The organism is Aeromonas sp. L_1B5_3 (assembly GCF_963866575.1).
GTDB classification, from domain to species: domain Bacteria; phylum Pseudomonadota; class Gammaproteobacteria; order Enterobacterales; family Aeromonadaceae; genus Aeromonas; species Aeromonas jandaei.
The window spans coordinates 24,240-38,971 of the sequence record NZ_CAWMDN010000079.1; the positions used below are offsets into that span (position 1 = coordinate 24,240).

The 14,732-nt window shown below is 55.4% G+C and carries 12 protein-coding genes; 1 reads left to right on the plus strand and 11 read right to left on the minus strand.

Features of this window, described 5'->3' with window-relative positions:
* Nucleotides 1–61 precede the first annotated feature (61 nt).
* From AACR93_RS04745 to tapM, 8 genes are all read right to left on the minus strand, one after another.
* Nucleotides 62–1,642 carry an SPOR domain-containing protein gene (locus tag AACR93_RS04745; protein ID WP_043850134.1) on the minus strand — a complete coding sequence of 527 codons (1,581 nt, stop codon included), beginning with the start codon at nt 1,640–1,642 and terminating at the stop codon, nt 62–64.
* Nucleotides 1,635–2,714 (minus strand): 3-dehydroquinate synthase, encoded by a 1,080-nt coding sequence (gene aroB, locus AACR93_RS04750; RefSeq protein WP_043850135.1) that lies wholly within the window; start codon nt 2,712–2,714, stop codon nt 1,635–1,637. Before aroB ends, AACR93_RS04745 begins: the two co-directional genes overlap by 8 nt.
* A 14-nt stretch (nt 2,715–2,728) precedes the next feature.
* Nucleotides 2,729–3,247: a shikimate kinase AroK gene (gene aroK / locus AACR93_RS04755; RefSeq protein WP_033113859.1), complete on the minus strand. Its 519-nt coding sequence runs from the start codon at nt 3,245–3,247 to the stop codon at nt 2,729–2,731.
* 191 nt (nt 3,248–3,438) lie between these two features.
* Nucleotides 3,439–5,649, minus strand: a complete 2,211-nt coding sequence (locus tag AACR93_RS04760) for a type IV pilus secretin PilQ (protein WP_043850136.1) — start codon at nt 5,647–5,649, stop codon at nt 3,439–3,441.
* 16 nt (nt 5,650–5,665) lie between these two features.
* Nucleotides 5,666–6,199, minus strand: coding sequence for a pilus assembly protein PilP (locus AACR93_RS04765; protein ID WP_033112648.1), 534 nt, complete (start codon nt 6,197–6,199; stop codon nt 5,666–5,668).
* Nucleotides 6,199–6,795, minus strand: coding sequence for a PilO family type IV pilus biogenesis protein TapO (tapO, locus tag AACR93_RS04770; RefSeq protein WP_043850137.1), 597 nt, complete (start codon nt 6,793–6,795; stop codon nt 6,199–6,201). The genes AACR93_RS04765 and tapO overlap by 1 nt, the downstream gene beginning before the upstream one ends.
* Nucleotides 6,792–7,370 (minus strand): PilN family type IV pilus biogenesis protein TapN, encoded by a 579-nt coding sequence (tapN, locus tag AACR93_RS04775; protein WP_043850138.1) that lies wholly within the window; start codon nt 7,368–7,370, stop codon nt 6,792–6,794. The genes tapO and tapN overlap by 4 nt, the downstream gene beginning before the upstream one ends.
* Nucleotides 7,358–8,422, minus strand: a complete 1,065-nt coding sequence (tapM, locus tag AACR93_RS04780; protein WP_043850139.1) for a PilM family type IVa pilus assembly protein TapM — start codon at nt 8,420–8,422, stop codon at nt 7,358–7,360. Before tapM ends, tapN begins: the two co-directional genes overlap by 13 nt.
* 298 nt (nt 8,423–8,720) lie before the next feature.
* On the opposite strand from tapM, the gene AACR93_RS04785 reads away from it, so the two are divergent.
* Entirely contained in the window at nt 8,721–11,180 is a 2,460-nt protein-coding gene (locus AACR93_RS04785; protein WP_043850140.1) for a penicillin-binding protein 1A, read from the plus strand.
* A 49-nt stretch (nt 11,181–11,229) separates the two neighbouring features.
* Here the strand turns inward: AACR93_RS04785 and oxyR are convergent, their stop codons facing one another.
* The 3 genes from oxyR to AACR93_RS04800 form a co-directional block, all read right to left on the minus strand.
* The gene (oxyR, locus tag AACR93_RS04790) at nt 11,230–12,129 is read right to left on the minus strand and encodes a DNA-binding transcriptional regulator OxyR (protein WP_043850141.1); all 900 of its coding nucleotides are present in this window, start codon (nt 12,127–12,129) and stop codon (nt 11,230–11,232) included.
* 151 nt (nt 12,130–12,280) lie between these two features.
* Nucleotides 12,281–13,921, minus strand: coding sequence for a methyl-accepting chemotaxis protein (locus tag AACR93_RS04795; protein ID WP_043850142.1), 1,641 nt, complete (start codon nt 13,919–13,921; stop codon nt 12,281–12,283).
* A gap of 171 nt (nt 13,922–14,092) precedes the next feature.
* Nucleotides 14,093–14,731 carry a DsbA family protein gene (locus tag AACR93_RS04800; RefSeq protein ID WP_043850143.1) on the minus strand — a complete coding sequence of 213 codons (639 nt, stop codon included), beginning with the start codon at nt 14,729–14,731 and terminating at the stop codon, nt 14,093–14,095.
* Between the last annotated feature and the right edge of the window lies 1 nt (nt 14,732).

Here is a 14,732-nt window from a genome sequence, read left to right on the forward strand (position 1 = left end):
GTGTGTAAGAAGGCAAGACCCAAAAAGGGGGTCGATTCTACCCCCTTATCCGGTATCAAGGCTATTGCTTCAGCTCTTTTTGTACCTGTGCAAACGACTTGGGCCAGGGCTGCCCTTTCAGCAGCTCGGGGGAGAGTTTGCGAATGGCACTTTTGGCCTGGCTCAGGCCGGCGTAATCCCCCTGTAGAACCACATACCAGGGGCTACCGCGGAACTTGGTCTGATAGACCCACACCTTGCCCGCCAAACCATGCTCGGCAACAAACTGATCCACCGCCTTGGTGTTGCTCGCCCCCATCAACTGGATGCTGTAGTGGTTGCGCGGCTTCTTGGTGAGAGTCGCCACGGGCGTAAGCTCCACCTTGGGCGCTGGCGCGGCGGCCGGTTCGCTGCGGGTGGTTGGCGCAGGCGTAGCGGGTTTACTCGTTGCGGTAACCGGCGCACTGGTCGCTGCCTTGGCAGTGGTCGTGGCCGTGCCAGTCGCAGCAGCACCACTCGCCACCGCCGTGCCTTTGCCGGTCAGCTCGTCAACCACATCGGTCGGCAATGCACCGCTCACCTTAGGCTCGCTCATCAGCTTTTGCACCACCTCGTCAGAGATCACCACCCGGCGCCCCTCGTAGTTGGTGGATTCGGTCGTGACGGTATCGCTGTCGACCGACTTGGGCAGCACCTTGGCCTCCGGTTGCCAATCCTTCACTACGCCAGTAGCACTGCTTGCACCGCCGCTGCCATTATCCTGTGCAGCCTGCTGGCTGCTATCGCCACCGCCAACGGTCAGAGGATCGCCGCCTGAAACAGGGATGGGCAAGGGGGTTGTCTGAGCAGGGTCTTGCATGGCAGGTTTGCTGTCGCTGCTAAACAGTGCAGGCAGCAGATAGCTCATCGCCAGCAGACCACCAGCCACCACCGCGATGACGGTGGCAATCTTCTTGACGGGCAACTCGGCCTGACGCTTCTTGGGCCTTCTGTCGGTCATGATATCCTCCAGTAACTGCATGATGGTGGACGGATGTCCATTCGCCGTAGTCAGGATCTCTTCCACTTTGACCTTGGGCAAGAGGGTCGTCGGGATCTTGAGCTCTTTGGCCTTTTCATACAAGAAGATGCGTTGCTCCGGTGGGCTCAGTGGCGGCACCTCCAGCTCCAGCGCCGGCATGGCTCGCCCTTTGAGCAGAGGACGCTGGCTGCGACACCAGTGATCGCTCCCGGAGACGATGATGGCCAGGCGATGCGGTGCCGCCAGCGTATCGTTGTGGCGGCTGATGGCCCACAGCTCACCCAGCAGCTCGGCAGGCAGCTCGTCTGCCCGCTCAATCATCAGCAACAGGGTGGCTGGTTTGCTCCCCTCCAGCATGCGAAAGAAGCTGTCAGCCAGCGCATCCTGCGGGTTGAACAGCGGGCGCGCCACCACTTGAGGCAGCAGCAGTTGACGCACATCCACCATCTTCATGGCAGGAGTGCCTATCAGGCTGACGACGCGTACTTTTTCCGGCAGTTTGCCGAGCAATGACTCGCAGAGGGTACCGCGACCGCTCCCGGGCTTGCCGGAGAGAAAGATAAAAGGGTGATTGAATTCAATCAGATGCAGCAGCCGGTCAACCAGCTGCCGCTGGGAAGGAAATTGAAGGAGTTTACTCACGACCTGACTCGATCACCGCCAACAACTCTGCGTCGGAGACATCTGCAACCACCTGTGCATAACCGATACCGACCGGCAAAACCAGACGCAGCTTGCCTTCCAGTACCTTCTTGTCGCGACGCATATGGCGAATAAAAGCGGCAAAATCCATCTCGGCCGGTGACTTGATCGGCAAGTTTGCCGCCAGCAGCAGAGCGCGAACGCGAGCAACTTCCAGCTCGGTCATCTCGCCACGGGCCTGAGCCGTCCAGGCCGCCAGCATGATGCCAGCCGCCACCGCTTCACCGTGCAGCCAGTTGCCGTAGCCCTGTTCCGCTTCGATAGCATGACCAAAGGTGTGGCCCAGATTGAGCAGTGCTCGTACGCCATGCTCGGTCTCGTCCTGACCGACCACATCCGCCTTGATCTGGCAGCAGCGCTTGATGGCGTATGCCAACGCAGCAGGATCAAGCTGTTGCAGCAGAACCATGTTCTGCTCCAGCCAGCTGAAGAAATCAGCATCCCAAATGATGCCGTACTTGATCACCTCGGCCATTCCCGCAGCAAATTCGCGGGCGGGCAAGGTAGAGAGACACTCGGTATCGATAACAACTTGTTTGGGCTGATAAAAAGCCCCAATCATGTTCTTGCCGAGGGGGTGGTTGACAGCGGTTTTACCGCCCACAGAGGAGTCAACCTGGGAGAGCAGGGTGGTCGGGATCTGGATAAAAGGAATGCCACGTTGATAGCTTGCTGCCGCAAAGCCCACCACATCCCCGATCACACCGCCCCCCAGAGCGATCAGTGTCGTATCGCGACCATGGTTGGTTTCAAGCAGAGCAGACATGATCTGCTCGAAGGTTGCCAGGTTCTTGTAAGCCTCGCCATCCGGCAGGATCAGGTGCTCGACCTGAAAACCGGAGAGTCGGGAGGTAACCAGCTCAAGATAGAGCGGGGCAACGACCGTGTTGGTCACTATCATTACCCGCTTGCCCTTGATAGCCGATGTCAGCACATCAGCACGCTGCAACAAGCCTGCGGCTATCTCGATGGGATAGCTGCGTTCACCCAATTCAACCTTCAACCGTTCCATGGACGTCCTCTTGTTTACATACCGATCAGCTTGACGATTTGATTGGCAACCACTTTTGCACTCTGCTCATCGGTATGCACCACAAAGTCGGCAACCTCTTCATACAGGGCATTACGCTCTTGTGCCAGACGCTCAAGCACTTCACGAGCTGGCTCTTCGGTCTGCAGCAGAGGGCGACGCTTGTCGCGTTGTGTACGCGCCAGCTGCTTTTCAATGGTGGTTTCGAGGTAGACCACGATGCCACGAGCAGAGAGTTTATTGCGAGTTTCGCGACTCTTGATGGCACCGCCACCGGTCGCCAGCACGATACCCTGCTGTTCAGACAGCTCGCCGATCACCTTCTCTTCGCGGATCCGAAAACCCTCTTCGCCTTCAACATCGAACACCCAGCTGATATCAGCACCACTGCGGCGCTCAATCTCATGATCTGAGTCGAAAAACTCCATGTGCAGTTGTTCTGCCAGATGTCTACCTATGGTGCTCTTGCCCGCACCCATGGGACCTATCAGGAAAATATTGCGTTTCTCAGCCATGTCTTTTCGTTAGTAATTACAAACTGTACGACCCCGATAAATACTGGATCGGGGTACCTGTGAACCTTATCTTGCGATGGATCAGGTGGGGGATTATCTCAATAGAAATCGGGACTGGCAACCGCAGCCCTTACGCCCCAGCCGTGTCGGGGCGTAAGGTTATATGTGTTTTACCCTCACATGTAAAGCATTCAAAAAGCGTCGGTGACTATCTTGGGTGTCACGAAAATCAACAGCTCACGCTTTTTGTTCTCGCTGGTTGTCTTGCGAAACAGGGCCCCCAATCCGGGAATATCACCCAGTAGCGGCACCTTGGTCACATCGCTCTTGATGGTCTGTTGGTAGATACCGCCGAGCACCAGGGTCTCGCCATTGTTCACCAGCACCTGGGTGGTGATGGACTGGGCGTTGATGGATACGGCATCGCCTGTGCCGGTTGGCACTGTCTCACCCTTGGTATCCTGCGTCACGGTCAGATCGAGGATCACCCGGTTGTCGGGAGTGATCTGAGGAGTCACCTTCAGACTCAGTACCGCCTTTTTGAAGGTAACAGAGGTAGCACCACTGGAAGATGATTCTACATAGGGGATCTCGGTACCCTGCTCAATCAGCGCCGGTTTCTGGTTGGCTGTTGTCACCCGGGGGCTTGCGATGATTTCGGCCTTGCTCTCCTTCTCCAGCGCAGAGAGTTCAAGGTCCAGAAGCGTGCCATCAGCCAGACGAGCTACCTGAAAGGCAAGTGTGCCAGCGGCATTGGTCACAGGCAGATTGACGTTCATACGGTCATCAACGGTAGGTCTGGTAATCGCCGACGTACCGTTGTTATTACCCGAAGTATCGTTACCTTGGATGGATCCCGAGGTGCTGTTACCATGACCATCATTCTTGGTCACACCCCAACGCACCCCGAGAGCCTCATCAAAGCCATCGTCAATGGTCACCATGCGAGCTTCAATAACGACCTGCTTGACCGGTATATCGAGAATATCCAGCATTCGCTTGATATTGCTGATCACCTCAGCCGTATCCTTCACCACCAGCACGTTGGTACGCTCGTCCACACTGACTGCACCGCGGGACGAGAGCAGCTTGGTACTTTGGGAGGAGAGCAATGCCGCAACTTCAGATGCCTTGGCATAGTTGATCTGCAGATATTCGGTGTAGAGCGGGGCTAAATCAGCAACCTGATTGCGACTCTCCAACTGCTGCTTCTCGCGAGTAGCAATCTCGTCAGCAGGGGCAACCAGCAGAATATTGTTGTCCAGCCGCTTATCCAGCCCACGCACCTTCAGGATGATATCGAGTGCCTGCTCCCAGGGGACGCCATCAAGACGCAGCGTGATGTTACCGGATACAGAATCGGTGGTAACCAGGTTGAGGTTATTGAAGTCAGCAATGAGCTGCAGCACGGTCCTTACAGGAATATCCTGAAAGTTCAATGAGATGGGTTTTCCTTGATACTGCTTGGAACCAGCCGCGGCCGTGCGCTTTTTCACCTCGATAATGAACATTTTGTCTGCCTGATCATAACGATAATCAAACTGACCATTTACCGATAACTCGAACAGGGTATCACTGCCCTGACGGGACACTTCGACCTGAGAAACCGGGGTCGCGAAATCCTGCACATTGATAAGGTTGAGCAAGCCGTCAGGCACGCTGGTACCGTGGAATTTGGCCATCACAGTCTGGCCGCGACTGCTCACATCCACCGCAGCGGAGCTGTTGTCCAGTGTTACCAGAAACTCGCCCTGACCATCCTTGCCACGACGAAAATCAACGCCCGTTACCGTATTGAAATAGGCGCCACTGCCACTGTTCTGATAATTATTGAGAACGGGTTTGGCTGAGGCCGTTGAGGCAACAGGCATCGCCTGCGGTTGAATAGACTGCGAACTGGCTACAACGTTGGAATTGATCAATGCCGATGTGGTGACAGGCGTTGCTGAAGTAGAAGCAGGTGTCGCAGCTGGGGTCAGCAGAGCATTCTGTGCACTAAAAGACGTCGTTGATGCCCCCTCCCCCAGCGATACCAGCAATTTGCTGCCCTGCTGCTGTACCTGGTAGGGGGCCAACTGATCAAGAGCGATCTTGATATCAAGTCCGGCGCCTTTACCCTCCACCTTGATGTTATCAACCCCCTGTCTCTGGATTGGTAACGGATTGACCTTGAGGGCACCTACTGCACCGGGAATATGTAACAGTAGCTGATTGGGTTGGTAGGAGAGACGATCGGTAAAACTGCTGACTGGCTCACTAAAACTCAATTCAAGCTGCAGTTGGTCAGCAAGCAGAGGATTGACCTTGATCTCTTGCAGGGTTGCAACCGCCCAGGCCTGAGTAAAGGCACTGGCACAAAACAGCAGGGCCACCTTGGTTACATGTTCCATTGTTCTTCTCATTGCTGCTCATCCCTGATTATTGTTTTGCCTGCGTATTGGCCATGGCCAACTGGGTTTCTCTTGTTACCCAGCACCCCTTCCCATCCGGTATGGTTTCCAGCAAATCCACTGCAGTATCGGTAATTTTGATGACCCGCCCCTGATCAAGCCCCATATACTGGTTTAGCCCGACCCGCATAGACTGACCATCGGGAGTTCGGATCAACGCCCACAATTGCCCGGCCTTGGCCAATGAACCTTGCATCGACAGGCTGGCTAACGAGTAATTCTCCAACACCTCTTTTTCCCGATCGCTTACTACTTGTGCACAATCAGGCTTTAGCTTGGCACTATTCTCGGCCCCACTGCTCGCCTCGGGCTGAGGCATCATGAAGGGACTACGCAACTCCTGTTGTTGGTAGTGCATGGGAGAAAATGGCTTGAGCTCTGGCAATGGTTCAATGGGGATCGGCGGCCTTGCTTTGACGTCGGCAATATAGGAATCCATGTCCTCCTGGCCACCACACCCCGCCAGCAGGAGAGCAGGTAACAACCAGCAGATACGCTTCATTATTTAGACCCCACTGTTTTGCCGTTATATTTGTAGGTCTTGGCCAGCATCGACATCGAGATCAGGTCTCCCGAATCCTTGTTCTGATCGAGCGTAAAGGAGTCGAGGATGACGATACGAGGTAACGCCGCCATGTCAGCCGTGAACTTGCCAAGTTCATGATAGGTTCCTACCACCTCGATACGCATGGGAAGCTCGGTCGAAAATTCGTGTTTCACTTCAGGTTCCCAATTAATTCGATTCAGCTTCAAGCCGTTATCAGTGGCAATAAAACTGATGTCATCCAGCAACCCCGCTACTTCATGAGTATTGGGCAGCTGCTTTAGCTGGGTATCGACCAGATGCTCCAGCTCAACCATCTGAGCCTTGTATACCCCCAAGTTCGCAGCAAGCATCGCTTTGCTCTCAAACTGAGACTTCAGTTCAGTCTCCTTCTCCGTTTCTTGTGTCAGCACAGCAAGTGAATTGGCTATCACGTAGTAGTAGAGGAGCCCACCAGTCAACACACAGCAAAACAGAATAAAGATCACTTTTGCAGCCTTGGGCCAGCTCGCTATGTTGTTGAAATCCAGCTCATTAAGTTGCTGAATATTCATTTTTTCTCCTTGTTCGCTTCATCGGCAGCTGCCGCATTGTTGGCGATAAGGAACATCATGGAAAACTGGCTGAGGGAAACAGGCTCAACGTCGGCAGTAAAAATAGTGCTGATCTTGGACTGCCCCAGCCAACCGGAAGCATCAATCCTGCGCATCATGCTGGCTACCCGACCATATGCCTCCGTCTTGCCATTTACATCTATCGTATTGTTCTGCAAGGCGAGAGTATTGAGATAAACCCCGTTAGGCACCAAAGATGGCAGTTGGTTGAAGAGGCGAACCGGCAAGTTGCGGCGCATCTGCAACTGCTCAATCAGTTGCATTCTGTCGATCAGCTCTTTGCGCCGCTCCTTGAGCAACCGGATCTCTCCCAGATGCGCATCCAAAATAGCCATCTCCTGAACAAGACGCTGATTTCGCTGCTGCTGCGAGCCCACCTGATGTTCAACCAACCAGTCGACAAAGAACCCGAGTGCCACTGTAGCCAGCACAAAGGCTCCCAATAAGACACCAAACTGTTTCTTCTGGCGCTGCGCTCGTACCTCGCGCCAGGGCAGGAGGTTTATATTTGACATGGAGTGAAGCTCCTCAAGGCCAGCCCGAAAGCAGTCATATATTTCGCACCATGTGACTGTTCGACTTCACTTTTGGGTTTGCCAAACAAGGCAAAGAGATCCGGGTGCAATACCTCGCAGTTGACTTCCTCTTTCAGCTGCACCACCAGACCCGGCAACAAGCTCCCTCCACCGCTCAACACCAGCCTGGATACTTCCCGATAGCCGGAAGAGCTGCAAAAGAGCTGAATATTGCGGCGAACCTGCTGAAGCAGTGAGTTGATATGGGGCATCAGCACATCCAGCTCGTGATCCACCGGTAGCGTACCCTTGATCTTGGCCTGCTCTGCTTCTTCCAGCGTCATGCCATAAAAGGAGGAGAGTGCCTGGCTATATTGATCGCCACCGAAGTTTTGCAGCCGGGAGTAGATAACCTCTCCCTTAACCAGCGCAGCAAAGGTCATTGAGCTGGCACCGATATCAATTACCCCCACAGGCCGTTCGTTTTCCAGCAGGTCAGGCAGACAAGTCACCACAGCACGTCCCAGTGCGTGTGACCCGATATCAACCACTTTGACCATAAAACCTGACTCTGAAAGCGCACTAAACCTGCCATTCACACTTTCGGTTCGTGCTGCACTCAGCAGCACATCAAGACGTTCTTCATTGTTAAGGCTATTACCCAGCACCTCAAAATCGAGGCTGACCTCATCAAGCGGAAAGGGAATGATTTGCTCGGCCTCGAGCTGAACCTGATTCTCCAGCTCCTTGTCGCTGAGAGCGGCATCAAGTTGAATAACTTTGGTGATCACGTTGGAACCCGTCACAGCCGTGGCGGCATAGTCGCTGTTACCGGGGAGCAGGCGTTTAAGGCTTTTGAGGGACTGGCTGACTCGCTCGATATCCTGTAACTGGTAATCCACCAGTGTCCCCTTCGGGGTAACGATATCTGCGACGGAATCGATATGCAGCTTGCCGGGACGTCCACTGAGGGTGACCGCCTTGATGGTCTGACTGCCAAAATCAACGCCCACCAACGGGAGGAGGGATCCCTTGTTGAATAGCCCAAACATATACACATCCATGCGTTATTGGGTTTGGTTTCTGGGTTGAGTGTAGGACAGCCCACCCGAAGAGGTCTTTGGCTATCCTAAATGCTCTATCTATCAATGTCATAAAGTTTATACCGAAAAGTGACTTGCCTCGCTTTCTTAATCGGAAGACGTCTCCTTGGTTATTGCGCCCCGGAGTGCTAACCTCTCGCATCCTTCGAGGTGGGTGGCTCGCCACAGGAAAACCTCGAATTCCAGATAGCAAAAGGGCTATACTCTGCGCCCGTTGGCTAATTTTAAGACGATTGGTAGTTCTTCCATGCTGAAATGGCTCGTTCGCCTGTTTATTGTCATGATGCTGGGTGCTGTGCTGGGTGTTGCCAGCCTCATCGGTATCTACTTCTACATCAAGCCTCAACTGCCTGACGTTACTGCACTGCGTGACGTCAAACTGGCAACTCCGATGCGGGTCTATAGTCGTGATGGCGAGTTGATCGCCCAATATGGCGAGATCCGTCGCATTCCGTTGCGTCTGGATGAAATTCCAAAGCCGATGATCGATGCCGTACTGGCAACGGAAGATGCCCGCTTCTATGAGCACCCGGGGATCGACCCCATCGGCATCCTGCGCGCAGCAACTGTCTGGGCTGTCTCCGGCCAAGCCCGTCAGGGTGCCAGTACCATCACCCAGCAGGTTGCCCGCAACTTCTTCCTGAGCAACGAGAAAACCTTGATCCGCAAGATCAAGGAGGTCTTCCTTGCCTGGCGGATTGAGCAAAACCTCTCCAAAGACGAGATCCTCGAGCTCTATCTCAACAAGATTCCCCTTGGTTACCGTGCATTTGGTGTCGGCGCAGCAGCCCAGGTCTACTTCGGTAAAGAAGTAAAAGATTTGGGACTCGACGAGATCGCCATCATCGCCGGTCTGCCAAAAGCCCCCTCCATGCTCAACCCAATCCGTTCGCCGGAACGCGCATTTGCACGCCGCAATGTGGTGCTGGGTCGGATGCTGGAGACAGGCAAGATCACTCAGGCCCAGTTTGACGAAGCCTCCAAGATGCCGATCAAGGCTCGTTATCACGGCGCCGAAGTGACCCTGCATGCCCCCTATCTGGGTGAGATGGTGCGCCAGAAAATGGTCGAGCAGTTTGGTGAAGATGCCTACACCATGGGCCTGCATGTCTACACCACCGTCTCTGCCGAACGTCAGCGCGCGGCCAGACAGGCCCTGCTGGACGGTGTCTTTGCCTATGACATGCGCCACGGCTACCGCGGACCGAGCGAACAATTGTGGAAAGCTGGCGAGCCGAGCTGGGACTACGAGCAGATCGTCGCCCATCTGGCCAAACAGCCTACCTATGATCCGCTGATGGCTGCCGTCGTCACCAAGCTGGATGACCGTAATGCCACCCTGGTTCTGAAAAATGGCAAAGAAGCCACCCTTGGCTGGAACGGCATCAAATGGGCTCGCGCTTTTATTACCGACGACCGCCAGGGCTATGCCCCCAAATCCGCACGGGATGTGTTGAAAGTGGGAGCCAGGATCTGGGTTCGCGAGCAGGGCGAAGAGCTGCTGCTGGCTCAAATCCCGGATGTCAACGCGGCACTGGTTGCCATGAACCCGAAAAATGGTGCGCTGGAAGCGCTGGTCGGTGGCTTCAGCTTCGAACTATCCAAGTTCAACCGAGTTGATCAAGCTCGTCGCCAGATTGGTTCCAACATCAAGCCTTTCCTCTATGCCACCGCGCTGGAGCATGGTTATACCCTGGCGTCACTTATCAACGACGCGCCGATCAACCAGTGGGATCCCTCCAAGGGGCCGATGTGGCAACCCAAAAACTCGCCGGCCGTCTACGATGGTCCGACACCACTGCGTTTGGGTCTCGCCAAGTCCAAGAACGTCATGTCGGTACGCCTGATGCGCGCCATTGGCCTCGATACCTATATCGACGGCCTGACCCGCTTCGGTTTCCCGCGCGACTTCATTTCACCTCATGAAGCATTGGCGCTGGGCGCAGCTGAATTCACGCCTCTTGAAGTGGTGCGCGGCTACTCGGTACTGGCTAACGGCGGTTTCCTGGTCACCCCTTACTTTATCGACAAGGTAACCGACAGCCAGGAGAACACCCTCTATCAAGCCAATCCGGCGATCGCCTGCGCCACCTGCGAACAGCAGAGTGACCCGCAGCAACAGACCGTACAGACTGCACCTGCCACTGAAGGTGTAGCTCCCAGTGCAACTGCTGCTATAGCTCCGCATACCATCAGTGCCCAGAGCTCTTTCCTCATTACCGATACCCTGAGCACCGCGATCTGGGGCGGCAACGGTTGGCGTGGTACCGGCTGGCGTGCAGCGCGTGACCTGAAACGTCACGATATTTCCGGTAAAACCGGTACCACCAACGAATCTCGTGATGCCTGGTTCTCCGGCTATACCCCGGATATTGTCGCCACATCCTGGATCGGGTTTGACAACCACCAGCGCGGTCTGGGCCGTGCCGAGTTTGGCGGTGGCGCTGCTCAGCCTATCTGGATCGACTTCATGAAGGTGGCGCTCAAGAATATCCCCGAGCACAAGATGCCGGTGCCGGAAGGGATCATGACCGTCAAGATTGACAATGAAACAGGGCTGCTGGCCACGGGTGGCGGTACCGATGAATACTTCAAGGAAGGAACCGAACCAACCCGCTATGCGACACCGACCTCTGATGGCAATCAGGTGTATGGCGGAGATAATCCGAATGTAGAAGGCCCCGTCTCCACCGACGATATCTTCTAAATCAGCTCAATGGTTCAAATCAAACCGGCAGCCTGCGCTGCCGGTTTTTTTATTGCGCCAGAGCGACCTTCATCAAGCCCGCAATTTTGGTTGCCAGTTCATTGAAACATGGGCGACGTACCGAGTAGTGACGGTAGAGCAAAGAGATCGTGCGACCGGGAACCGGATCGATAACAGGTCGATAACTGACGCCCCCTTCATCACGATCGGCAGGCACTGCCAGACGGGGGATGAGGGTCATGCCACTACCAGCAGCCACCATGTTGCGCAGCGTCTCCAGACTGGTTCCCTTGAACCGCTGATCCTCACCGATGCCGCCGGCAAAGCAGAAGCCCATGGCTTGATCCCGCAAGCAGTGGCCATCCTCCAGCATCAGCAGCTTTTTACCCTTGAGATGCCCGAGCGGCACCTCTTTGGCACTTGCCTCCGGGTGCTGGCAAGGCACTGCCAGCCACATCGGCTCGTGATAAAGCGGGATGGAACCAAAGCCCTCCATGCCAGCCATCTCGGCCAGAATGACGCAATCCAGCTCTCCCTCCTCCAGCCGCTTGAGCAAGCTCTGGGTCTGCTCTTCATAGAGATAGAATTCCAGCTGGGGGAAGCTCTCGCGCAGGGCTTGAATGATACGGGGCAACAGGTAAGGCCCCACCGTCGGGATAAATCCGATATGGATCTCCCCCGACATGGGTTCTGAAAAATGCTGGCCGATACTCTTGAGCTCACGCACTTCCTTGAGCACGCGTCTCGCCTGCTGGGCCATGGCATCCCCTGCAGGGGTAAACAGAACCTTGCGTGAGGTGCGCTCTATCAGGATCACCCCGAGTTCATCCTCAAGCTTGCGCAGCTGGCCGCTCAGGGTTGGCTGACTGACAAAGCAGCGCTCGGCCGCCTTGCGAAAGTGCTTTTCCTCATCCAGTGCCACCAGATATTCGAGATCACGAAGGTTCATACAGCAAGAGTCCTGCCCGGCAAATGGGTCAACAGAATGCCCAATATCCTCACCAGGAACAAGCCATCACCATCCCAGGGCTTACACCATCTTGCTACGTTAATAAAAAAGGCCGACAACCTTGCGGTTGTCGGCCTTGCTTTTGTAACAATCAAACTCGGAAACGGCGCACCATCTCCTGCAGCTGGGTTGCCAGATGGTTCAGTTCGTTGCACGCCTGCGCCATCTGGGTTGCACCGGAGGCGACCTCCTCGGAGGCGTGGCTGATATTGACCACGTTGCGGTTGAGCTCTTCGCTCACCGCCCCCTGCTCTTCGGTCGCTGTCGCGATCTGGATATTCATGTGAGATATGCTGCTGACCGAGCCACTGATCTGGGAGATAGACTCGCCAGCTTCCCGCGCCGTGGCCACAGTGGTATTCATCAGATCCTGGCTCTGCTGCATAGTGCTGCCCGCCTGTTCGGCACGTTGTTGCAGCTCGGCGATGATGTTGTTGATCTGGGAAGTGGAGTCCTGAGTACGTTTGGCCAGGGTTCTCACCTCGTCCGCCACCACCGCAAACCCGCGCCCCTGTTCACCGGCACGGGCAGCCTCGATAGCCGCGTTGAGCGCCAGCAGGTTGGTCTGCTCGGCAATGCCGCGAATCACTTCCAGCACCATGCCAATGTTGCGACTGTCATCACCCAACTGGCGGATCACCACCGCGGTACTCTCGATAGCGCTCGCCACCCGCTCAATGCGCTGGATGGAGTCATTGACCGTCTTGGCCCCCAGTTCAGCAGTTTCACTGGCAGAAGTGGCCGCACTGGCGGCATCGCTGGTGTTGCGCGATACCTCCTGCACTGTGGCTTGCATCTCGTTCATCGCCGTTGCCAGCTGATTGAGTTCATGCTGCTGGGAATGCATATTGTTGGCAGACTGGCTGGCAACCGAGCTAATCTCCTCGGCAGCCGAACTCAGTTGCACCACGGAACCTGATACTTCGCTGACCAGAGTTCGCAAATTGGTCTGCATCTCGCCAAACCCCTTGGCCAGCGTACCCAATTCGTCGTTGTTGAACTGCTGCATATCGATACGCGAGGTGAGATCCCCGGCAGAGACTCTGCGAGTCTGCTCAAGCAGGGCCATCACCGGATTGCGGATCTGGCCAGTCAGCAACCAGGCAATCACAACGACAAAGCCAAGGGTGATCAGGCTAACGACGATGCTCATGGTTCTGGCACTGTCGTAGAGATCGGCCACCCCTTTGGTCATCTGCTCGGCGATTTCATTGTTGATCTCCCGCAGGCGATAGGATTTGGCCCCAGTCTCTTCCAACGCAGCTCTGGTCTCGTTTTTGCGCAGGCTTCTGACTTTATCCAGATCACCGGCAGCAAAGGCGCTCATCAACTCTTCGTGCACCGAGAAATACTTGGCTCCGGCACTGCGGAGTTGATCATAAACTTGCTTCTCTTCATCGGTGGTGAAAGGCAAGGCACCATATTTATCTGCCGCAGTCTCAAACTCCTGCTTGGCCTTGTTGAAGGTGATCGTCCGTTCACTCACCTCCTGCGCATCCTTGTTGAGCCCGCCAATGACCTGAGCCAGTTCAGAACGGCGTGCATCCAGAATGGCCACATGCATCTGGCTGGCATAGCGGGTGGAAGGCAGCAAATTGGTAGTGATGGTTTCGGTATCATCATAAAGCTTGGCCAACTGGCTGATGGAGAACCAAGCCAAGCCCAGCACCAGCAAAGCCAGTATGGCGAAACCAGCACTCAGCTTCTGGCCAATAGACATGTTTTTGAACATAGGAGGGGTTCCTTGAAATAGGTCTGCACTCCCGCAACATCCCTCGGGAATGGTCATATAGAGCATAGCCTGCAAGCAGAAAATCGAAGTGTTTCATATCGCTTCTGCATACCGGAATATCGGCCCGCCCCCTCCGCGCTAAAGGTGCATTATCTGTTCACACTTTAATAACTATTTCATCAGTTCCAGCAGCTGCTGACGCAACCCGGCCGGGTCACCCAAGAAGTCGGACACTCGGACAGGGCTCACCTTGCCATCACACTCCAACCCAAGCGTGGGGTAGCCCTGACCATCAACCCTCTTCATCCACCCCTGGCTGTCAGCCAGATGTTGCAGCAGAGGGGCCTGCAGATAGGCTTGCTGGAACGCCTCTTCACTGATCCCCTGCTCTGCAGCCAGCGTGGCCAGATGTTCGGCAGAGCCCACCCAGATCCCATCCCGATAATGGGATTGCTGGATCCGGTGCAGCATGGTCAGGCCATCACCACCCAGTGCGGTGACTGCCAGTACCGCACGGATCGGCGGTTCGGAGTCCAGCAAACAGCCATCGCGCAGCAGAAGATCGTTGAAATAGCGCTCGCCAAAAGGCTGACCGGTCAGCGCTTCGATCCGCTGATCATGAGGCCGGACGTAGTCGCGCAGCGCTTCGCCCATCGGCTGACGACGCACACCCAGCCAGAGTCCGCCAGCATGGAGCTCAATCTTCAGCCCGGTAATGGTGGCAGCACTTTGCAGCAGGGGCGCTGCACCGTAGCACCAGCCACAGAGGGGGTCGTAAACATAATGGAGAACGGGATTCTGTTGCTTCATG